The organism is Amycolatopsis sp. NBC_00355 (assembly GCF_036104975.1).
Classification (GTDB): domain Bacteria; phylum Actinomycetota; class Actinomycetes; order Mycobacteriales; family Pseudonocardiaceae; genus Amycolatopsis.
Map to the genome: position 1 here is coordinate 3,860,329 of NZ_CP107982.1, position 19,942 is coordinate 3,880,270.

23 protein-coding genes are annotated in these 19,942 nt (G+C 72.3%); 9 read left to right on the forward strand and 14 right to left on the reverse strand.

The window, feature by feature from the left end; translation table 11 throughout:
- Positions 1–57 precede the first annotated feature (57 nt).
- From OHS18_RS16710 to OHS18_RS16725, 4 genes are read left to right on the forward strand one after another with little or no spacing between them, the layout of a single operon-like run.
- The gene (locus OHS18_RS16710) at positions 58–543 is read left to right on the forward strand and encodes a GNAT family N-acetyltransferase (RefSeq protein WP_328617659.1); all 486 of its coding nucleotides are present in this window, start codon (positions 58–60) and stop codon (positions 541–543) included.
- Entirely contained in the window at positions 540–1,463 is a 924-nt protein-coding gene (locus OHS18_RS16715; RefSeq protein ID WP_328617660.1) for an amino acid ABC transporter permease, read from the forward strand. The genes OHS18_RS16710 and OHS18_RS16715 overlap by 4 nt, the downstream gene beginning before the upstream one ends.
- Positions 1,460–2,227 (forward strand): amino acid ABC transporter ATP-binding protein, encoded by a 768-nt coding sequence (locus OHS18_RS16720; protein ID WP_328617661.1) that lies wholly within the window; start codon positions 1,460–1,462, stop codon positions 2,225–2,227. Before OHS18_RS16715 ends, OHS18_RS16720 begins: the two co-directional genes overlap by 4 nt.
- Entirely contained in the window at positions 2,227–3,171 is a 945-nt protein-coding gene (locus tag OHS18_RS16725; protein WP_328617662.1) for an ABC transporter substrate-binding protein, read from the forward strand. The genes OHS18_RS16720 and OHS18_RS16725 overlap by 1 nt, the downstream gene beginning before the upstream one ends.
- A 67-nt stretch (positions 3,172–3,238) precedes the next feature.
- Here the strand turns inward: OHS18_RS16725 and OHS18_RS16730 are convergent, their stop codons facing one another.
- Both OHS18_RS16730 and OHS18_RS16735 read right to left on the reverse strand, forming a co-directional pair.
- Positions 3,239–4,399 carry an SPFH domain-containing protein gene (locus tag OHS18_RS16730; RefSeq protein WP_328451567.1) on the reverse strand — a complete coding sequence of 387 codons (1,161 nt, stop codon included), beginning with the start codon at positions 4,397–4,399 and terminating at the stop codon, positions 3,239–3,241.
- A gap of 20 nt (positions 4,400–4,419) precedes the next feature.
- Entirely contained in the window at positions 4,420–4,659 is a 240-nt protein-coding gene (locus OHS18_RS16735) for a hypothetical protein (RefSeq protein WP_328451565.1), read from the reverse strand.
- A 133-nt stretch (positions 4,660–4,792) separates the two neighbouring features.
- On the opposite strand from OHS18_RS16735, the gene OHS18_RS16740 reads away from it, so the two are divergent.
- From OHS18_RS16740 to OHS18_RS16755, 4 genes are all read left to right on the forward strand, one after another.
- Positions 4,793–5,353, forward strand: a complete 561-nt coding sequence (locus OHS18_RS16740) for a TetR/AcrR family transcriptional regulator (protein WP_328451563.1) — start codon at positions 4,793–4,795, stop codon at positions 5,351–5,353.
- Positions 5,350–5,988 carry a class I SAM-dependent methyltransferase gene (locus OHS18_RS16745; protein ID WP_328617663.1) on the forward strand — a complete coding sequence of 213 codons (639 nt, stop codon included), beginning with the start codon at positions 5,350–5,352 and terminating at the stop codon, positions 5,986–5,988. Before OHS18_RS16740 ends, OHS18_RS16745 begins: the two co-directional genes overlap by 4 nt.
- Positions 5,989–6,071: 83 nt before the next feature.
- The gene (locus OHS18_RS16750; RefSeq protein ID WP_328451559.1) at positions 6,072–6,515 is read left to right on the forward strand and encodes a helix-turn-helix transcriptional regulator; all 444 of its coding nucleotides are present in this window, start codon (positions 6,072–6,074) and stop codon (positions 6,513–6,515) included.
- A 5-nt stretch (positions 6,516–6,520) separates the two neighbouring features.
- Complete coding sequence (locus OHS18_RS16755; RefSeq protein ID WP_328451557.1) at positions 6,521–6,931, forward strand: VOC family protein; 411 nt, start codon at positions 6,521–6,523, stop codon at positions 6,929–6,931.
- Here the strand turns inward: OHS18_RS16755 and OHS18_RS16760 are convergent.
- From OHS18_RS16760 to rimP, 7 genes are all read right to left on the reverse strand, one after another.
- Positions 6,915–7,748, reverse strand: coding sequence for an alpha/beta hydrolase (locus OHS18_RS16760; protein ID WP_328617664.1), 834 nt, complete (start codon positions 7,746–7,748; stop codon positions 6,915–6,917). The two genes, OHS18_RS16755 and OHS18_RS16760, sit on opposite strands and share 17 nt — an antisense overlap.
- A gap of 61 nt (positions 7,749–7,809) precedes the next feature.
- Entirely contained in the window at positions 7,810–8,286 is a 477-nt protein-coding gene (gene rbfA, locus OHS18_RS16765; RefSeq protein WP_328451553.1) for a 30S ribosome-binding factor RbfA, read from the reverse strand.
- 19 nt (positions 8,287–8,305) lie between these two features.
- Positions 8,306–8,599 carry a DUF503 domain-containing protein gene (locus tag OHS18_RS16770; protein WP_247054723.1) on the reverse strand — a complete coding sequence of 98 codons (294 nt, stop codon included), beginning with the start codon at positions 8,597–8,599 and terminating at the stop codon, positions 8,306–8,308.
- Between the two features lie 82 nt (positions 8,600–8,681).
- A complete protein-coding gene (infB, locus tag OHS18_RS16775; RefSeq protein ID WP_328451551.1) occupies positions 8,682–11,696 on the reverse strand; it encodes a translation initiation factor IF-2 in 3,015 nt (1,004 codons plus the stop codon).
- A gap of 78 nt (positions 11,697–11,774) precedes the next feature.
- On the reverse strand, positions 11,775–12,170 hold the full coding sequence (locus OHS18_RS16780) for a YlxR family protein (RefSeq protein WP_328617665.1): 396 nt from the start codon (positions 12,168–12,170) through the stop codon (positions 11,775–11,777).
- The gene (gene nusA, locus OHS18_RS16785; RefSeq protein WP_328451549.1) at positions 12,167–13,213 is read right to left on the reverse strand and encodes a transcription termination factor NusA; all 1,047 of its coding nucleotides are present in this window, start codon (positions 13,211–13,213) and stop codon (positions 12,167–12,169) included. Before nusA ends, OHS18_RS16780 begins: the two co-directional genes overlap by 4 nt.
- A complete protein-coding gene (gene rimP, locus OHS18_RS16790; RefSeq protein ID WP_328451547.1) occupies positions 13,210–13,761 on the reverse strand; it encodes a ribosome maturation factor RimP in 552 nt (183 codons plus the stop codon). Before rimP ends, nusA begins: the two co-directional genes overlap by 4 nt.
- Before the next feature lie 214 nt (positions 13,762–13,975).
- Between rimP and OHS18_RS16795 the strand changes: the two genes are divergently transcribed.
- Entirely contained in the window at positions 13,976–14,911 is a 936-nt protein-coding gene (locus OHS18_RS16795) for a ferritin-like domain-containing protein (protein ID WP_328451545.1), read from the forward strand.
- Between the two features lie 75 nt (positions 14,912–14,986).
- On the opposite strand, the gene OHS18_RS16800 is transcribed toward OHS18_RS16795, so the two are convergent.
- The 5 genes from OHS18_RS16800 to OHS18_RS16820 form a co-directional block, all read right to left on the reverse strand.
- The gene (locus OHS18_RS16800) at positions 14,987–15,580 is read right to left on the reverse strand and encodes a hypothetical protein (RefSeq protein ID WP_328458851.1); all 594 of its coding nucleotides are present in this window, start codon (positions 15,578–15,580) and stop codon (positions 14,987–14,989) included.
- Between the two features lie 112 nt (positions 15,581–15,692).
- Positions 15,693–16,706 carry an aminotransferase class V-fold PLP-dependent enzyme gene (locus tag OHS18_RS16805; protein ID WP_328617666.1) on the reverse strand — a complete coding sequence of 338 codons (1,014 nt, stop codon included), beginning with the start codon at positions 16,704–16,706 and terminating at the stop codon, positions 15,693–15,695.
- A 25-nt stretch (positions 16,707–16,731) separates the two neighbouring features.
- A complete protein-coding gene (locus OHS18_RS16810; RefSeq protein ID WP_328617667.1) occupies positions 16,732–17,493 on the reverse strand; it encodes an isocitrate lyase/PEP mutase family protein in 762 nt (253 codons plus the stop codon).
- Between the two features lie 188 nt (positions 17,494–17,681).
- Positions 17,682–18,347: a GOLPH3/VPS74 family protein gene (locus tag OHS18_RS16815; RefSeq protein ID WP_328617668.1), complete on the reverse strand. Its 666-nt coding sequence runs from the start codon at positions 18,345–18,347 to the stop codon at positions 17,682–17,684.
- Positions 18,348–18,357: 10 nt separating this feature from the next.
- On the reverse strand, positions 18,358–19,809 hold the full coding sequence (locus tag OHS18_RS16820; protein WP_328617669.1) for an ArnT family glycosyltransferase: 1,452 nt from the start codon (positions 19,807–19,809) through the stop codon (positions 18,358–18,360).
- Positions 19,810–19,942 lie beyond the last annotated feature (133 nt).

Below are 19,942 nucleotides of genomic sequence, written 5' to 3' on the forward strand. Positions count from 1 at the left end.
TCCCCGTGCGAGGGCAGGCGCTTTTCTTCCTCGTTCTTTCACCGAACAGGTGTCGTCATGCCCGAATCCGTCTGGGTCGCCCAGTCAGATCCGCGGGTCCGGCCGTTGCTCGCCGACCTGGCCCGTGAATATTCGACGCGCTACCACCGCGTGCTCGCCGACGTCCATTTCGAACTCCGCGAATACCCGGCGGAGCATTTCGCGCCGCCGCATGGCGGATTGCTGGTGCTGCTCCAGGAACAGCGGGCCGTCGCGGGCGGCGCTTTCCAGCGCTACGACGACGACACCGCCGAGCTCAAGCGGATCTGGACGCACCGCGCGCACCGCGGCCGGGGGCTCGGCCGGCGGGTCGTCGCCGAACTGGAGACCGAAATCGCGCTCCGCGGGTACACCCGGATCCACCTGACCACCGGCCCGAACCAGCCCGAGGCCCGCGCGCTCTACCTGGCCACCGGGTACACGCCGCACTTCGACGTCGACGCCGTCCCCACCACCCGGCTGCGGTTCTCGAAAGCGCTTCCCGCGCCCGTGGGATCACGATGACCAGCGACGTCGGGACCCGGCCCGCGCCCCTCGTGGCGCCCGAGGAGTCGCTGAAGATCGTGCCCGCGCGGCACCCGCTGACCTGGGTGGCAGCCGCGGTCGTCGCGGTGCTGGTCGCGATGGCGGGCCACGCGCTGGTGACCAACAAGGCGTTCGACTGGCCCACTTTCGCGAAGTACCTGTTCCAGAAATCGGTCCTCGACGCCGTGCTGCTCACCCTGGAACTGACGGCGTTCGGCGTGGTCGCCGGATTCCTGCTCGGCACCGTGCTCGCGCTCATGCGCATTTCCCGGAATCCGCTGCTGCGCGCGGTCGCCTGGACCTACACGTGGATCTTCCGGTCCGTGCCGCTCATTCTCCAGCTGCTGTTCTGGTACAACCTCGCGATCCTCTACAACGAGATCTCCTTCGGCGTCCCGTTCGGGCCGTCGTTCGTCTCGGTCGGCACGATGAGCCTCATCCCGCCGTTCCTCGCGGCCGGGCTCGGGCTCGCGCTGCACCAGGGCGCGTACGCCTCGGAGATCGTCCGCGCCGGGTTCCTCTCGGTGGACGCCGGCCAGCGCGAGGCCGCCGCGGCGCTCGGCATCCCGGCCGGGCGGCAGTTCCGCCGGATCGTGCTGCCGCAGGCGATGCGCACGATCGTGCCGACCGCCGCCAACGAGATCGTCGGCCTGCTGAAAGCCACCTCGCAGGTCTACGTGATGGCACTGCCGGAGCTGTTCTACCAGGTCCAGGTCATCTACACCCGCAGCGGCCGGGTCATCCCGCTGCTGCTGGTGGCCACCTTCTGGTACCTCGCGCTGACGTCGGTGCTCTCGGTCGCCCAGTTCTACGTCGAGCGGTACTACGCTCGCGGCGCGCTCCGCACTTTGCCGCGGACCCCGCTGCAGCGCCTGCGCGCGGTCTGGGGGCGGGCATGAGCGCGGAGTTCATGGTGGACGTCCGGGGCGTGCACAAGAGTTTCGGCCCGCTGACCGTGCTCGACGGCGTCGATCTGCAAGTGCGCCACGGCGAGGTGACCGTCCTGTTGGGACCGTCCGGGTCCGGCAAGTCGACGCTGCTGCGGCTGATCAACCACCTGGAGCGGGCCGACCGCGGGTTCATCAGCGTCGGCGGCGAGCTCATGGGCTACCGCCGGGCCGGCGACCGGCTCCACGAGCTCAAGGAACGCGAGATCCTCAAGCAGCGCACCCGGATCGGGTTCGTCTTCCAGAACTTCAACCTGTTCGGCCACCTGAGCGTGCTGGACAACGTCGTCGAGGCGCCGATCTCGGCGCAACGCCGGCCGCGCGGCGAGGCCGAGGTCCACGCCCGCGAACTGCTGGACCGGGTCGGGCTCGCCGACAAGGCGGGCGAGTACCCGCGGCGGCTCTCCGGCGGCCAGCAGCAGCGCGTCGCGATCGCGCGGGCGCTGGCCCTCGAACCGGACGTCCTGCTGTTCGACGAGCCGACCTCGGCGCTGGACCCCGAACTCGTCGGCGAGGTCCTCGCGGTCATCCGGGACCTCGCGAAATCGGGGACGACGATGGTCGTCGTCACCCACGAACTGGGCTTCGCCCGCGAAGTCGCCGACACCGTGGTGTTCCTCGACGCCGGCCGCGTCGTCGAACAGGGCCCGCCCGAAGCCGTCCTCGATCACCCCCAGCACGCCCGCACCCGCGCCTTCGTGGAGAAAGTCCTGTGATGACAAAGTCGAAACTGCGCGTCCTCCTGCTCGCCTCGGTCTTCGCGCTCACCGCGTGCGGTAGTCCCGAAGCGGCCACGGAACCGGCGGCCCAGCCCGGCGGCGTCAACATCACCGCCAACCAGAACCGCGTGCGGGCCGACAAGGTCGACGCGATCGCCGCGCTCGTCCCGGCGGCGATCCGGGCGCGCGGCACGCTGGTCGTCGGCACCACCGGCAACGGCACGCCGCCGTTGTCGTTCCGCGCGGACGACGACAAGACGGTCATCGGTGTCGAGCCGGACGTCGCGTCGCTCGTCGCCGACGTCCTCGGCCTGAAGCTCGACCTGCAGGCCACCTCGTGGGAGAACCTGTTCCTCTCCGTCGACAACGGCCAGTACGACAGCGGGTTCTCGAACATCACGGTGACCGAGGAGCGCAAGGACAAGTACGACTTCGCGACCTACCGCAAGGACACGATCGCGTTCGAGGTGCGGGGCGACAAGAACATCGCGGTGCGCGAGGCGAAGGACATCGCCGGGCTCACCGTCGGCGTGGGCGCCGGGACGAACCAGGAGCAGATCCTGCTGCGCTGGGACCAGCAGAACAAGTCCGCCGGGCTGGCCCCGGTGAAGTTCCAGTACTACCAGGCGACCTCGGACTACTACCTGGCGCTGCAGTCGGGCCGGATCGACGCCTACGTCGGGCCCAACCCGACGTCGGCCTACCACGTCGCGGTGGAGGGCAAGACGAAGATCGTCGGCACGGTGTCCGGCGGCGGCACGATCGAGGCCGACATCGCGGCGATGACCAAGAAGGACAACGGGCTGGTCAAGGCCCTGCAGCAGGCCCTCGGCACGGTGCTCGGGAACGGGAAGTACGCCGAGGTCCTCAAGCGCTGGAACCTGGCTTCGGAGGCCTTGCCGGCGTCGGAGGTCAACCCGCGGGGGCTGCCCCGCAAGTGAGCCGGATTCCGCGGGCCCGTCGCCGCTCGGGCCCGCGGAACCGGTTCACTACCGGTTCAGTATTAGTTCAGGACTGGGTCACTTCGCCGGGCTTCGCGGTGATGGCTTTTCCGTTGCTCTCGGGGGAAACCGCGGGTGCGGGAACGGGCGGCGTGCTCAGCCCGCGCTTCACGGAGTCCAGGATGGACAGTCCCTGGCCGACGAGGCCCGCGGCCATCTCGCCCAGGCCGTCGGCGCCGTTGAGGATGTTGACGTTCGCGCCGGCCAGGCCGCGCCCGGCCTCCTTGACGATCAGCGGCAGCTGGTCGATGAGCATCCGGTCGAGCGCGACGCGGTTGTTCGACGCCGCCGCTTCCGCCTGCACGCGCATCTTCTCGGCGTCGGCCACGGCCAGGATGCGGATCCGCTCGGCCTCCGCGTCGGCCGGCTTGATGACCTCGGCCACCAACTGCTGCTGGCGCAGCTCCGCCTCGCGCTGGGCCAGCTCGGTCCGCGCGTCGATGACCTCCTGCTGCGCCTTCGCCTGGGCGAGCGGCCCGGCCTGCGACGCCTCGGCCTGAGCCGCCTCGACCTCGGCGCGGTACTGCGCCTGCACGATCGACGTCTGCCGGACGTACGCCGCCTGCGTCCGCTGCGACTCCTGCTCGGCCTCGGCCGCCTTCTTGTTCGCCACGGCCTGCGCGATCTGCGCGTCCCGCTGGATGGCGGCGTTGTGCGGCGCGGCCATCGCGGCGATGTAGCCGAGCTTCATGTCGTCGATCGACTGGATCTGCAGGGCGTCGACCGACAGGCCGATCTTCGCCATTTCCACCGCCGAGCCGTCCAGCACCTCGGTCGCCAGCTTCTGCCGCTCGGTGATGATCTCCTCGACCGTCATCGACCCGATGATCGAGCGCAGGTGGCCGGAGAAGATCCGGCCGGTCAGCACGGACATCTGGTCCTGGTCGGAGAGGAACCGCTGACCGGCGTTGACGATGCTCTCGGTGTCGTTGCCGACCTTGAACGCGATCACCGCCCGCACGGTCAGCGCGATGGCCTGTTTCGTCACGCATACTTCGGTCACTTCGGCTTCGCACATCGAAAGCGTCAGGAACCGGACTTTCCGGAACACCGGCATGACAAACGCGCCGTGGCCGGTGACGACCCGGAACGGCGACGCGCCCTTGCTGGTCTTGCCGCCCGAAATGAGCATCGCCTCGTTGGGGGCCGGCACGCGATAACCGAACATCGACTGTCCTTAGACGAACACTAGGAAGTGGTTTCCGGCGCGGATTCGGGAACGTCCCACGCCACGACGTCGACCGTGCGCCGGCCCCGGGTTTCGACGACCAGCACGGTCGTCCCCCTCGGCAGCTCCGTGTCGGACCAGGCCAGGAAGGTTTCCAGGCCACCCCTGATCCTGATCAGCACCTCCCCGGGCCCCCGCTGCCCGCGGGTGCCGACGAGGAGGACCCCGGTGCGGCCCGACGGCGTGAGGTCGGAGTGCATGCGCCGGCCTCCCTCGTGTGTCCGCCTCGACGCGGGCCGAGCCCGCTCCCCCCATTGTGCTCCCGGTGGCGACCGCGCACGGGCTCTGTGAGGTTCCGATCAGGAAGCAACCCGGACGGCTACACTCCGGACCGTGACGGTGGAGCAGCGCCCCTTGCGCGCGGACGCCCGGCGCAACCGCGAGGCGCTGGTGGCGGCTGCGCGGGAGGTGTTCGGCGCCAAGGGCGTCGACGCCCCGCTGGACGAGATCGCCCGCCGCGCCGAGGTCGCGATCGGCACCCTCTACAACCGCTTCCCGACCCGCGCCGACCTCGTCGAGGCCGCGTTCCTGCCGACGCTGGAGGAGGCGCAGGCGATCAGCGACGAGGCCCTCGCCTGTGCGGACCCGTGGGAGGGCTTCGTGCTCTACCTCGAGCGCTCGGTGCGGATGCAGGTGACCGACCGCGGTTTCACCGAGGTGTGCTCACGGACGTTCGATCCGGCGTCAGCACTCGAAAAAGCCAAGCGCGCCAACGGTTCCCGGATGGACCGGATCGTCAAGCGGGCGCAGGACGCCGGCGCGCTGCGGCCGGACTTCCGCACCCTCGACCTCGCCGTGGTGTTCGCCGCGGCGACGGCGTCCCCGGACTGGCGGCGCGGGCTCGCCCTGGTCCTCGACGGCCTGCGGGCCCCGGCCGCCCACCCGTTGCCGTGAACGACTGGCTCGCGGACACCCGCACGTCGTACGACACGGTGGCGTCGAGCTACGCCGGCATCGTGCGTGACGCCGTCACGACCCAGCCGTACCTGCGGGCGGCGCTCGCGCTGTTCGCCGAGCAGGCCGGCGGCCCGGTCGTGGACGTCGGCTGCGGTCCGGGGCACTTCACCGCCCACCTGGCTTCCCTCGGCCTGGACGCGTCCGGCGTCGACCTCTCGCCGTCGATGATCGAGCTGGCCCGCGAGGCGTACCCCGGCGTCCGGTTCGAGGTGGGCTCGATGACGGACCTGCCGCTGCCGGACACCTCCGTCGCGGGGGTGCTCGCGTCCTGGTCGCTGATCCACATCCCGGACGACGCGGTCCCCGGCGTGCTGGGCCACTTCCACCGGGTGCTGCGCCCGGGCGGCCGGCTGATGATCGGCTACCACGTCGGCGACGAGTCCACGCTGAAGACCCGGGGCTACGGCGGCCACCCGATGAAGGTGCACATCCACCGCCGCCGCCCGGAGCGGGTGGGCGCGCTCGTGCGCGACGCGGGGTTCGAGATCGAGGCGGAATGGCTGATGGCCCCGGACGATGACGTTCCCCAAGCGATCCTGTTCGCCCGCCGCCCCGCGGTCGTGAGTGGTTAGGCGGTTCTCACCGCCCCGACCACTCACGACGCCCGGGGCGCGCTGTCTTTGCGGTGACGAGATCCAGCGGGCATGCTGGTCGCGTGACCGGCAGATCAGACGCGCGCCTGCGCGAACTCGTGCTGCTGCGCCGCGTCCGCGACCGGATCGACCGGGACTACGCGCAGCCGCTGGACGTCGAGGCGCTGGCGCGCGGCGTCCACCTCTCGGCGGGGCACCTGAGCCGCGAGTTCCGCGCCGCCTTCGGCGAGTCGCCCTACAGCTACCTGATGACCCGGCGCATCGAGCGGGCGATGACCCTGCTGCGCCGGGGTGACCTCTCGGTCACCGAGGTCTGCTTCGAGGTCGGCTGCTCGTCGCTCGGGACGTTCAGCACGCGGTTCTCCGAACTGGTCGGCCTCTCTCCGAGCGCCTACAAGCGCCTGGCGGCGGGCGACGGCGAGGGGATCCCCACCTGTCTCGCCAAGCAGGTCATGCGGCCGATCAGGAATCGAGAAGCGACGCCCACTCGCCCCCACTTATCGTGAGCGGCATGAACCTCATCATCCAGCACACGTTCCTCCCCGCCGACGACCCGGAGAAGTCGCTGGCGTTCTACCGTGACGCGCTGGGCTTCGAGGTGCGCAACGACGTCGGGTACGGGGACATGCGCTGGATCACGGTCGGCCCGCCCGACCAGCCGCACACGTCGATCGTGCTGCACCCGCCGGCCGCCGACCCGGGTCTCACCGACGACGAGCGCCGCACGATCGCCGAGCTGATGGCCAAGGGCAGCTACGCGTCGATCGTGCTGGCGTCCGCGGACCTGGCGGGCACGTTCGACCAGGTCCAGGCGAGCGGCGCCGATGTCGTCCAGGAGCCGATGGACCAGCCCTACGGCGTCCGCGACTGCGCGTTCCGGGACCCGGCGGGGAACATGGTCCGCATCAGCCAGCTGGGGTGAGCCGCCGGCCGGCGAACTCGAGCACGTCGGGCAGCACCCCGCGCCAGTAGGCGTCTTCGTGCTTGCCCGGCGAGAACCGCGCCACGGCCGGGGACACGGCCTTCACCAGCTTGCGGTCCGCCCCCAGGAACGGGTCCGACTCCCCGCACCAGACGCCCAGGTCCGCGCCTCGGACGTCCCCCGGGTGCAGCAGCGGCTCCTCCGCGCGCCAGGTGGCCTCGTCGGCGAACACCTTGCGGGCGCGGGCATCCGGCCAGCTCACGAACAGAGCGGCGCTCGCCACGGCCGTCGCCTTCAGGTCCGGGTGGGCGCGGGCGAAGCGGAGGGCGCCGAAGCCGCCCATCGAGATGCCGAACACGGCCGCGGGCGCTTTGAGGTCGCGCTGGGTAAGCCAGACGGGGAGTTCGTCGGACAGCATCCGCTGTGGGTCGTCCTGGTCGCCGACGTCCACCCAGTAGTGGTCACCGTCGGGTGCGGCGATCGCGAACGGCGGGACGCCCGCGCGGACGGCCTTGGTCAGCGCTTCGGGGACGCCGAGGTCGAGGAACGTCCGGGCGCGGGCGCCGCGGCCGTGCAGGGCCAGGCACACCGGCAAGCCTGAGGCCGGGACACCTTCGGGGGTGATGAGGACCAGATCGACGTCGGTGCCGCGGGCCGTCGAGCGCATCCGCTGCACGGTGACGGGCGCGCTCAGGGGCGTCGGGCCGGTCGGCGGTGCCGTCGCGGGCGGCCCGGGGGGCGGCCCGGACGGAGCCGACGAGCAGCCCGCCAGCAGCGCGAGTGCGCTGCCGGCGAGCAGGCCACGACGAGTGAGCACCGAGGCAGCCCCGGCGCCTTCGATCGGACCCGACGTCGTCCGCCGTGGGAAGAGCACCGGGTCAGCCCCGGGTCTCTTCCTCCGCGAGCTCGTCGTCGTCCTCGGTTTCGCGGGGCGCCTTGTACGGGTCGGGTTCGCCCGCGTGCTGGGCCCCCGCCGACCGCCGCGCGACCTCCGCGTCGGCCTCACGGGCCTTCTCGAGCAAAGCCTCGATGCGCTTCGACTCTTCGGGGATCGTGTCGGCCACGAACGTCAGGGTCGGTGTGTAGCGAACCCCGGTGCCCTGCCCGACCTTCGTGCGGAGCATCCCGCGCGCCGATTCGAGCGCGGCGGCGGCACCGGCGAAGTCCGGGACCGAGTCCAGTTTCTCGCCGAGCACCGTGTAGTACACCGTGGCGTCGTGGAGGTCGCCGGTGACCTTCGTGTCCGTGACGGTCACGTAGTCCAGCCGGGAGTCCTTGACCTCGTGCTCGATCGCGGACGCCACGATCTGCGAGATCCGCTTGGCGAGCTTGCGGGCCCGAGCAGGATCAGCCATGTCTTTCTCCTCGAGAAAATCAGTCGTCTGGGCCGAGCAGCCGGCGGTGCGCGGAAAGCAGTTCGAACTCCGGCCTGCTCGCCACGTACCGCTCGCACGAGTCGAGCACGTCACGGACGTGCTCGCCACCTTCGGCGACCACGGCCACCCCGATGAGGGTCCGCCGGTGCAGGTCGGTGTGACCGGCTTCGGCCACCGACACGGCGAAGCGCTTGCGCACCTCGGCCAGCACCGGCCGGACCACGGATCGCTTCTGCTTCAGCGAATGGACATCGCCGAGCAGGATGTCGAGCTCAAGAGCTCCGACGTACATAGGCAAGTGAGGTGGTGTTGTAGGGAATGGGAAGCGAAGTCCCGGGTGCGTGGGAGAACCCACGCACCCGGGACCGAACGCCTTACGCTCGCGGCTTCTCGCGCTGCTCGTACGTCTCGATCGAGTCGCCGACCTTGAGGTCGCCGTACGAACCGAGCGTCAGACCGCACTCGTAGCCCTCGCGGACCTCGACCACGTCGTCCTTGAACCGCCGCAGCGAGCTGACCGGCAGGTTCTCCGCGACGACAGTGCCGTCGCGCAGCAGCCGGGCGCGCGCGTTGCGCCGGATCTCGCCGGACATGACCAGGCAACCCGCGATCGTGCCGATCTTGGAGGACTTGAAGACCTCGCGAACCTCCGCGCGGCCCAGCTCGACCTCTTCGTACTCCGGCTTGAGCATGCCCTTCAGAGCCTGCTCGATCTCGTCGATCGCCTGGTAGATGACCGTGTAGTACCGGACGTCGACGCCCTCGCGGGTGGCCCGCTCGGTCGCCTTGCCCTGGGCGCGGACGTTGAACCCGAGGACGATCGCGTCGGACGCGGTCGCCAGGTCGATGTCCGACTCGGTCACGCCACCGACACCGCGGTGCACCACGTTCAGCTCGACGTCGTCGCCGACGTCCAGCTGCAGCAGCGAGGCTTCGAGGGCCTCGACGGTACCCGAGTTGTCACCCTTGATGATCAGGTTGAGGCTGTTCGTCTCCTTCAAGGCGGAGTCGAGGTCCTCGAGGCTGACCCGCTTGCGGCGCGACGCGTTGAGCGCGTTGCGAGTACGAGCGGAGCGGCGCTCGGCGATCTGCCGGGCGACGCGGTCCTCGTCGACCACCAGGAAGGTGTCGCCCGCACCCGGCACCGAGGTGAACCCGATGACCTGGACGGGACGCGACGGCAGCGCCTCGGTGACGTCGACGTTGTGCTCGTCGACCATCCGGCGGACGCGGCCGTAGGCGTCACCCGCCACGACCGAGTCACCGACGCGCAGCGTGCCGCGCTGGACTAGGACGGTGGCCACCGGGCCGCGGCCGCGGTCGAGGTGTGCCTCGATCGCGACACCCTGGGCCTCCATGTCCGGATTGGCCCGGAGGTCCAGAGCGGCGTCGGCGGTCAGCAGGATCGCCTCGAGCAGCCCGTCGATGTTGATGTTCTGCCGCGCGGAGATCTCGACGAACATCGTGTCGCCGCCGTACTCCTCGGCCACGAGGTTGTACTCGGTCAGCTGCTGCCGGATCTTGTCCGGGTTCGCGCCTTCCTTGTCGATCTTGTTGATCGCGACCACGATCGGGGCCTTGGCGGCCTGCGCGTGGTTGATCGCCTCGACCGTCTGCGGCATCACACCGTCGTCGGCCGCCACCACGATCACCGCGATGTCGGTCGAGTTGGCACCACGGGCACGCATGGCGGTGAACGCCTCGTGGCCCGGGGTGTCGATGAAGGTGATCAGGCGCGGGTTGCCCTCGAGCTCGGTCTCGATCTGGTACGCACCGATGTGCTGCGTGATGCCGCCGGCCTCGCTCTCGCGGACCTTCGTCTTCCGGATCGTGTCGAGCAGGCGGGTCTTACCGTGGTCGACGTGACCCATGATGGTCACGACCGGCGGCCGGATCTGCAGGTCCTCTTCGCCACCCGCGTCGTCGCCGTAGGTGATGTCGAAGGTCCCGAGCAGCTCGCGGTCCTCCTCCTCGGGGCTGACGACCTGAACGTGGTAGTTCATTTCGCCGCCGAGCAGCTCGAGGATGTCGTCCGACACGGACTGCGTCGCGGTGACCATCTCGCCGAGGTGGAAGAGCACCTGCACCAGCGAAGCCGGGTTGGCGTCGATCTTCTCGGCGAAGTCGGTCAGCGAAGCGCCACGCGGCAGCCGGATCGTCTCGCCCTGCCCCTTGGGCAAGCGGACGCCGCCGACGCTGGGCGCCTGCATGTTGTCCATGTACTCCTGGCGCTTCTGCCGCTTCGACTTGCGACCCTTGCGCGAGGGACCACCCGGACGCCCGAAGGCACCCGCCGTGCCGCCACGGCCACCGGGGCCGCCACGGCCGCCGCCGCCGCGGAACCCGCCGCCACCGGCCGGGGCACCGCCACCGGCACCGCCGCCACCCGGACGGAAGCCGCCACCGGCACCGCCACCGGCGCCACCGGGACGGAAGCCGCCACCGCCGCCACCGCCACCGGGACCGCCACGGAAACCGCCGCCACCGCCACCGGGGCCGCCACGGGCGCCGCCACCGGGACCACCACGGGCGCCGCCACCGGGACCACCGCGCGCGCCGCCACCGGGACCACCGGCGGGACGGGCGGGACGGCCCGGCATCATGCCGGGGTTCGGCCGCGGGGGCATGTTGCCCGGGCTCGGCCGGTTGCCACCGGCGCCACCACCGGGACGCGGAGCCGGGCGGTCACCGCCGCCACCGGTACCACCGGGACGCGGCGGGCGCGTGTCGCCGCCCTGACCGCCACCACCGGGGCGCGGGCCCTGCGGACGCGGCGGGGCGCCGGAGCCGACACCGAACGGGTTGTTGCCGACCCGCGGGGTGCGCGGACCGGGCTTGGGGCCGCCGGGCTTGGGACCCTGCGGCTTCGGCGGGACGACCGAACCGGTGTTGCCCGCGGGGGGCGCGGCCGGGGTCTCCTGCTTGGGGGGTGCGACCGGAGCCGCCTCGGCCTTCGCCGCCGGGACCTGCTCCTGGGGAGCGGGCGCCGCCGGCTGCTGGCGCGGGCCGGGCCGCGGGCCGGGACCGGCCGGACGGCCGCCCGGTGCGGCGGCCGGCTTCGAAGCCGGAGCCTGCTGCTGCGGGGCCGCCGCGGGGGCGGCCTTCACCACCGGGACCTGCTGCTGGGGAGCGGGCGTCGCCGGCTTGGGCGCGGGAGCGCCCGGCTTGGCGGCCGGGGGTCCCGGGCGCGCCGACGGACCGGGGGTCGGTGCGGGCTTCTTGGCGCCCTTGGGGGCGTACGCGTCGCGCAGGCGGCGGGCGACGGGCGCCTCGACCGTGGACGACGCGGATTTGACGAATTCGCCCTGTTCCTTCAACTTGGCGAGCACGTCCTTGCTGGTGATGCCGAGCTCCTTAGCGAGCTCGTGTACGCGGGCCTTGCCTGGCACAGCTCTCCTCATCTAGGGGAGGCCAGGCGGGGGACCCGCTGACCTCGTCCTTATTGTCTCGCGTTCATGGCTTCAGCTTCACGGCTGACTCATGACGGGTCGACCTGCTTCCTTCGTTCCTCGCGGAGCCGGGGACGTCCCGGCTCCGTGATGCGTGGCGTGCGCTACGTACTCGCGGACTTCGCGGACGTCGAGCGCTCCCGGAGCCCGCAAGGCCCTCGGGAAAGCCCGCCGCCGTTCGGCCTTGGCCAGACAGTCCGGGTCGGGGTGCAACCAAGCCCCCCGGCCCGGGAGCCGACGACGTCCGTCGACGACCACCCGTCCGACCACCGCGACCACGCGCAGCAGCTCACCGATCAAGGCCCGCCGCTTGCAGCCGACACAAGTCCGCACCGGGGATTCTCGGTGGGGCTGGTGCTCGGCTACCCGCCGCGGGCTTCGAACCACTCCAGAGTCTACCGCTTCGACCTTCACTCAGCCGAACCGGTTGTCGCGGCGGGCCGCGTCGGACCGGCGTGGTCTTGATCACCCTCGTCGTCCACCGGCGCGGCGTCGCTGCGGATGTCGATCCGCCAGCCGGTCAGACGGGCGGCGAGGCGGGCGTTCTGGCCCTCCTTGCCGATCGCCAGCGACAGCTGGAAGTCCGGCACCACGACGCGCGCGGTCTTGCCCCGCTCGTCGACGACCCGTACGGAAACAACCTTCGCCGGGGACAGGGCATTCCCCACGAACCGGGCCGGGTCCTCCGAGTAGTCGATGATGTCGATCTTCTCGCCGGCCAGCTCGCTCATCACGTTGCGCACGCGCGAGCCGACCGGGCCGATGCAGGCGCCCTTGGCGTTCACGCCCGCCACGGTGGACTTCACCGCGATCTTCGTGCGGTGTCCCGGCTCGCGCGCGACGGCGGCGATCTCGACCGTCCCGTCGGCGATCTCCGGCACCTCCAGCGCGAACAGCTTGCGCACGAGGTTGGGGTGCGAGCGCGAGAGCATGATCTGCGGGCCGCGGTTGCCGCGCGACACGGTGACCACGTACGCCTTGATCCGGCTGCCGTGCTCGTAGGACTCCCCGGCCACCTGCTCCGCCGACGGCAGCACGCCCTCGGTGTCGCCCACCTGGACCACGACCATGCCGCGGGCGTTGGCGCGGGCGTCGCGTTGGATGACGCCGGCGACGATCTCGCCCTCCTTGGTGGAGAACTCGCCGAAGGTCTTCTCGTGCTCGGCGTCGCGCAGCCGCTGCAGGATGACCTGGCGCGCGGTGGTGGCGGCGATCCGGCCGAACCCCTCGGGGGTGTCGTCCCACTCCTCGTCGGTCTCGCCGTCGTGGGTCAGCGTGCGCGCGAGCACGCGCACCAGGCCGGTCTTGCGGTCGATGTCGATGCGGGCGTGCGGCTGGTGCCCTTCGGTGTGCTTGTACGCGGTGAGCAAGGCCGTCTCGATGGCCTCGATCACCGTTTCGAAGGGGATGTCCTTGTCCCGTTCGATCGCCCTCAGCGCGGCGATGTCGACGTTCACTTCGACCCCTTCTCCGTTTTCTCGGTCTCGGCCTGACCGGCGCCGGCCAGGCCGGACGCGTCGTCGTCGAGCAGTTTCAGATCCTCGGCCGGCGGCTGCTTGAACTCGATCTCGACGACCGCCTTCGCCACCTGGGCGTAGCGGACGTCGCGGAGCTCGCCGCCGACGAGGAGGCGGGCGGCGTCCGCGCCCGCGTGACCGACCCGGCCCATGAAGGCGTCACCTTCGACCGGGGTGACCTTGACCAGGCGGAACCGCGCGCGCCGCCAGTGCCGCTGCTGGGTCAGCGGGCGCTCGATGCCCGGCGAGGTGACCTCCAGCGTGTACGCGCTCGCGAGCACGTGCTCGTTTTCGTCGAGCGCCGCCGCGACCTTGCGGCTGACCTCGGCGACCTCGTCCAGCCCGATGCCGTCGTCGGAGTCGACGACGACCTTGACCAGCTGCCGCCGGCCGGCCTGCTGGACCTCGAACGAATCGAGGTCGAAACCCGCGGCGGTGACGGCTTCGGCCACTATCGGCTGAAGCCGGCTGGCGAGTTCTCCTGGCACGTGGGGCTCTCCTCGGTCGGGATCAAGTTGGCGTTCGAGGCCTGTTCCGGCCGGCTCGGCGCTGCGGAGCTGCAGCCTGCCTGCTGGCAGGCACCTTGCGCCGGGCGACGTCCGGACAAGCCTCACCGGGTCGGTGGTGGACCAGCTTATCCGGTCGCCCTTCCGGCACGCGCGAGCGGCGGGGCCGCCCCGGGGCCTGGCAGGATGGGCCGACGTGACCGGAAGACCGACCGAGCTGACCCGCCGTGCCGCCCTCCGCTTCGGGGCGGTGGCCGCACTGGCCGTGCCGCTGGCCGCCTGCGGGCCCGGCTACGACGAAAGCCCCGACCCGCTGCAGCCGCTCCTGGCCGCCGCCGACGCGGACGCCGCGGCGGCGCGCGCGCTGGCCAAGGGCAAGGACGCCGACACCGCCGGCCAGCTCGCCGACGCGCGCGCGGCGCACGCGGCCGCGCTGAAGTCCGAAGTGGACCGGCTGAACCGGCCGAAACCCCCGACGTCCGCCTCGCCGCCGGCCCCGGCGGCGCTGAGCGACCTGAAGGAGCGGCTGGCCACCGCGCGCAAGCAGGCCGAGGACCTCGTCCCCGGGCTGCCGCGCTACCGCGCCGGCATGGTCGCGGCGATCGCCGCGGGCTGCGCCGCGCTGCAGCGCATCAACCCGGCGCTGGGCCCGGGCGAGGACGCCCCGGCCGCGGCCGGGCCGCCCGGCGGCGCCGTCCCCGCGGAGGCCGTCGACCCGCTGCAGCAGGCGCTCGCCGCCGAGCACGCCGCGGTCTGGGTGTACGGCCTGGTCGGCGCGTTCCTCCCGGCCGACTTCGGGGAGGCCGAAAAGGGCGGCGTCGCGGAGCACGCGCTGCGCCGCGACCTGCTGCAGACGATGCTCGCGGGCGCCGGGGCGACCCCGGTGGCGCCGGAGCCGGCCTACAACCCGAAGAAGCCGGTGACCGACACGGCGTCGGCCGCGCTGGTGGTCGCGACGGCGGAAGCCGACTGCGCGTCGGCCTGGCTGGCGGTGGTGAACCACACCGACGACGCGGGCCTGCGCACGACGGCGTTGCACGCGCTGGTGGCCGCTTCGCGGCGCGGGACGCCGTGGCGCTCCGAGGCCGGCGAGAAGCCTGCGGCGGTCGCCATGCCCGGCCAGGCGAGCTGACCCCGCGATGTCCTGAAGGGCACCCTCAGGGACGTGACGTCCCTGAGGGTGCCCTTCAGGGCTTGCGAAAGCGGGTCAGCCGAAGTCGCCCGACAGGCGCAGGGCGTCCTTGACGATCTTGTCGAGGAGCGCCTTGTCCTTGTGCTTGTCGTAGAAGTCGCCCAGCACGATCGTCGTGTTCGTGCCCTCGACCCGGGACGCGTACGCCGCGTCGGCGCCGCTCACGCTCGGAGTGCCGGTGCCGGCGAACGTCTTGTCCTTGACCAGGTCGGTGACGTTGCCGGTGCCGTCCTGCTCGGTCAGCGTCTTGAGGGCCTTCGCCTTCGCCGAGTCCGGCATCCCCACCAGCACCACGGACACCAGCGCCTTCGCGCCGCCCGACTCCGTCGTGTAGAGCGCGCGGACCAGCGACTGGCACGGGCTGTCCTGGAAGAAGTCCTGGGTCTTGCCGTAGGACTTCGCGGCGCAGTCCGTGGACCGCGCCGGCCCGGCGACCGGCGTGAACGTGTACTGCCCGGTGCTCTTGGCCGGCGGCTGCGCCACCGGCTCGTCCGGCGTCGAGTCGTGCCGGATCAGGAACCAGAGCAGTCCCGAGATCACGGCGATCGCGACGAGCCCGGCGCCCCTGAGTGCCAGGGTCCGGGTGTCACGCGCCGGTGGGCCGGGCACGGGCGGGCGGGGCTGCGGGGGAACCGCGCCCAGCGGGGCCGTGTCGGACGGGCCTGGGGTGAAATGCGCACCAACCACGACGCCATACGGTAGTTCACGCCCGTTCGGGAGTTCACTCGAATGCGTGTAAGACGCGTTCGACGTCGTCAGCGGTGTTGTAGAGGTGGAAGCCGACCCGGACCTTCCCGTTGCGCAACCCGGACACGATCCCGGCCGCGGCGACCCGCCCGGGGTCGGCTTCGAGCGACACGATCGCGCTCCCCCGCGGCGGCCGGCCGAGCTTCTCCAGCAGCGTGTCGGCCAGGCCGACGTCATGGGCCCTGACCTGCGCGAGGTCGAGCCCGCCGAGGTATTCCAGCGCGGCCGCCGCGCCCACCTGGGCCAGCCAGACCGGCGAGAGGTCGAACGCGCGGGCGTCACCGGCCAGCCGCAGCGGGAGGCCGTAGACGGTGGCCCACGGGTCCTCCCCCGCGTACCAGTTGGCCGCGACCGCGCGGGTGCGGTCCTGCGCGTCCGGGCGCACCGCCAGCCACGCGCAGCCGCGCGGCGCGAGCAGCCACTTGTAGCCCGCCGCGACGACCCAGTCGGCCCAGGCGACGTCCAAGGGCAGCCAGCCCGCGGCCTGGGTCGCGTCGAGCAGCACCGCCGCGCCGGCGGCCTCGGCCGCGGCCCGCAGCGCGGGGAGGTCGGCGATCCGGCCGTCGGCGGACTGGACGACGCTCACCGCGACGACGTCGTGGCCCTCGACCCGCGCGGCCAGGTCGTCGAGCGGCACCTCGGTGACGGTGACGCCCGGGTTCGCCGCGAACGGGAAGGTCACGCTCGTGAAGTCGCCTTCGGCGGCGAGCACGCGGGTGCCGGCGGGCAGCGCGGCGGCGACGTTGGCGATCAGCTGGGAAGCCGACGCGCCGATCGCGACCCGCCCGGGTTCGACCCCGAGCAGCCGGGCGAACCCGGCCCGCGACCGCGCGACGGCCTCGTCGAAGTCCGCCGGCCGGCTCGCCCCGGTCCGCCAGTTCTCGACCGACCCGGCCACGGCCGCGGCGACCGGCGCGGGCGGGATGCCCATGCTCGGCGTGTTGAGGTACCCGGACGGGACGGCGAAGTCGGCTCCGAAGGCGTGCATGTCCCGAGCCAAGCAGATCCGGTTCTCACAGGAACGCGGTGACGTCGGCGTAGGACGGCGGAGTGAGGGGAAGGTCACGGCCGTCGCGCACGGCCAGCGCCGTCTCGGCCGCCGCGGCCAGCGCCATCCGGTAGGGCAGCGAACCCAGGCTGATCCGGGCGACGCCCAGTTCCGCCAGCCCGGCCAGCGTCACCTTGCCGGGCAGGAACAGCAGGTTGACCGGGACGCCGACGGCGACGATCCGCTCGACGTCGGCCGGCTCGGCGAGGCCGGGCACGAAGACGCCGTCCGCGCCCGCCGCGACGTAGGCCCGCGCCCGCGTCTCGGCTTCGGCGACCGAGCGGTCGCCCGCCCAGTGGGTGTCCGTGCGGGCGTTGACGAACAACTGCGGTGTGCGCTCCTTCACCGCCGTGACCAGGGCGGCCTGGACCTCGACGGGAGCGAGCGAGCCGTCGGCGCGGCCGTCTTCGAGGTTGACGCCGACCGCGCCCGCCGCGGCGAGCTCTTCGGCCAGGTCGGCGACGGCGGCCGGGTCCGCGCTGAAGCCGTCGGCGATGTCGACGCTGACCAGCGCGTCGAGCCGGGCCAGGCGGGCGGCCAGCGCGACGGTCGCGTCCCGCGTCGACGGCGCGCCGTCCGGCTCCCCCGCCGCCGCGGACACGCCGAGGCTGGTCGTCCCGAGCGCGCGGAACCCCTGCGCGACGAGGTGGGCGCCGACGCCGAACTCCCAGGCGTTGGGCAGCAGGAGCGGGGCACCGGGGACGTGCAGGGCACGAAAGTCGTCCATGCCCCCGAACCTAGGTCCCCGAAACTTCGGCCACCGCCGAACCCAGATGGACGACACGCGTACCCGGATGGACGACACGCGTACCTGGGCGGACGACACGGCGAGGACCTCCCCCGCCTCGCCGTGTCGTCCATCTGCGTACGCGTGTCGTCCGTCGGGGTACGCGTGTCGTCCGGCCCGGTACGGCGTCAGCCGCCGCTGCCGCCCGAGTTGGCCGCCGAGATCGCCGCGGCGCGGGCCGCCTTCAGTTCGCGGATCACCTTGCGCAGCGCGGGAACCGCGGCGCCCGCGACGTCCTCCAGCTCCGCGAGCCGGGCCTTGTGGTGCCGGCGGTCGCGGCGCGAAAGGACCGTGCCCAGCTCCACCGCCGCGGCCAGCGACGTCAGGGCCGCCGCGCCCGGGTCGACCCGCGACGCCGGTTCGACGCTTCGCAGCGCGTCCGCCACCACCTCGTGCAGCCGGGCCGCCTCGGCGTGGTCGCGGACCACCGGGCGGCGGCGCGGGAACAGCCCCAGCACGTGTGACGTCTTCAGCGTGATCGTGCCCGCCGCGTCGAGCTGGGTCTCCAGGGACTGGAGCGTCGCGCGGGCATCGCGGCGGACCCACGCACGCCACTTGCGGTGCGGGTCCGCGGCGAGGTCGCCCAGCAGGTCGTCGAGCACCAGGTGGCCGGTACCGGCGGCGCCGGTGACCACGGGCCGCCCGTCGCCGTCGACGACCAGCCCGCGCTGGACCAGGTCCGTCAACGCCGCCGCGCGCACCAGCAGCGCGACGCGCTGGCGGTCCGGTAGCCGGTCGCGGCCGGTGTCGCACGCCAGCAGGTAGGCCTGCGCGGGCAGGGACAGAGCGCTCATCGTGTTCCTCTCATTGCCGCTTCAGGGCGGGCCAGATCCGCGACCAGGGTGCCGTCCGGCCGTCGTAGTCCCACACCAGCCCGTCGACGACCTGGGTCTCGTGCGCGAAGTAGGGCCGCAGCAGCCCCGGGTCGAACCCGGCGAACAGCACCGCGTCGGCCGATTCCGGCGGTGGCCCGAAGTACCAGTACGCCCGGTGTCCACTGTAGACGGTGCGGATGCCGTACGGCGCCCCGTAGAACTCGGTCACGGCCGCGAACGGGTAGATCTCGGCGTAGACCGCGGTCCGCGCGCGGACCTCGGGCGGGAGCGACGCGTACGTCTGACCGATCACCTCGGCCAGGTCCTGCTGCGGCAGCTCCCCCTGCGCGAACGCGCTGCCGAGCGAGAACGGCCCGAACGACGTCCGCGCCGAGGCCGGCCACACCGGCAGCGCGACGAGCGTGACCACCGCCGAGAGCACGAACGCCGGCCACGCGACGGCTTTCCACCAGCCCACGAGGTTCCGCCGGGTCAGCTCGGTGGCCGCCGCCGCGAACGGCACGGCGTAGCAGCCCATCAGGTAATAGGACCGCCCCTGCGTCGCGACCACGGCCAGCGCCACGAGGATCAGGGCGACGCCGAGGTAGCGGTACGGCCGCAGCTGCGCCGACCGCAGCAGCCGCCAGACGCCGTAGAGCAGGGCCACCACACCGACCCCGATCCCGGCGCCGAGCAGTCCGTCGCGCACCCACGGGCCGTAACCCGGGAACTCCGCGGCGACGACTTCACTCATGTGGGTGTAGGGCCAGCCGTGTGCGGCCTGCCAGAGCAGCGTCGGCACCGTGACCACGACGGCGATCGCCGCGCCCAGCCAGAGTTTCGGGCGCCGGAGCAGGTCCCTCGGCCCGAACACCAGCGCGGCGAGCAGCACCGCCGCCCACAGGGCCGGGATCAGGAACTTCGTCTCCAGCGACACCGCCGTGACGACGCCGGCCCAGACGAGCAGGCCGTCGCGGCGGGTGCGGGTCCAGCGGACGAGCAGCCAGGCCACGACCGTCCACAGGAACGGGTCCAGCACGTAGGTCCCGATCCAGTGACTGACGACGACGATGCCGGACGCCGCGTAGCAGGCCGCCGCCATCGCCTGGGCGCCGCGGCCGCCGCCGAACTCCCGCGCGATCAGCGCCGTGACGACCACCCCGGCGGCCGCGGCGAGCGTCATCGGCAGGCGCAGCACGACCAGCGAGCCCGGCGCGAGCCGGTCCATCGCCGCCGCCAGCGCCGGGATGAGGGGTGGCTGGTCGAAATACCCCCAGCTCAGGTGATCTCGACCGGCCACCAGGAAGTAGAGCTCGTCGAACCCGCCGGCGTAGCGCCCGCTGGTCAGGAGCAGCGCGAGCCCGGCGAGGCCCGCGATCGCCAGTACCGGGCCGCGGGCGAACGCCACGCCCGTCATCTGTCGCGTGTGGACAGTCACCACGGTTGCCTCCCTCGCTGTGGTCCGCCCACTCCACCGGATCGCGGCCGGCACCGGAACGGGGCAAGGGAGGTGCTCGCGACGACGAAAGTTGCGGGCCCGCGCCCGGGCCGCAACTTTCGTTGCGCGTCCGGCG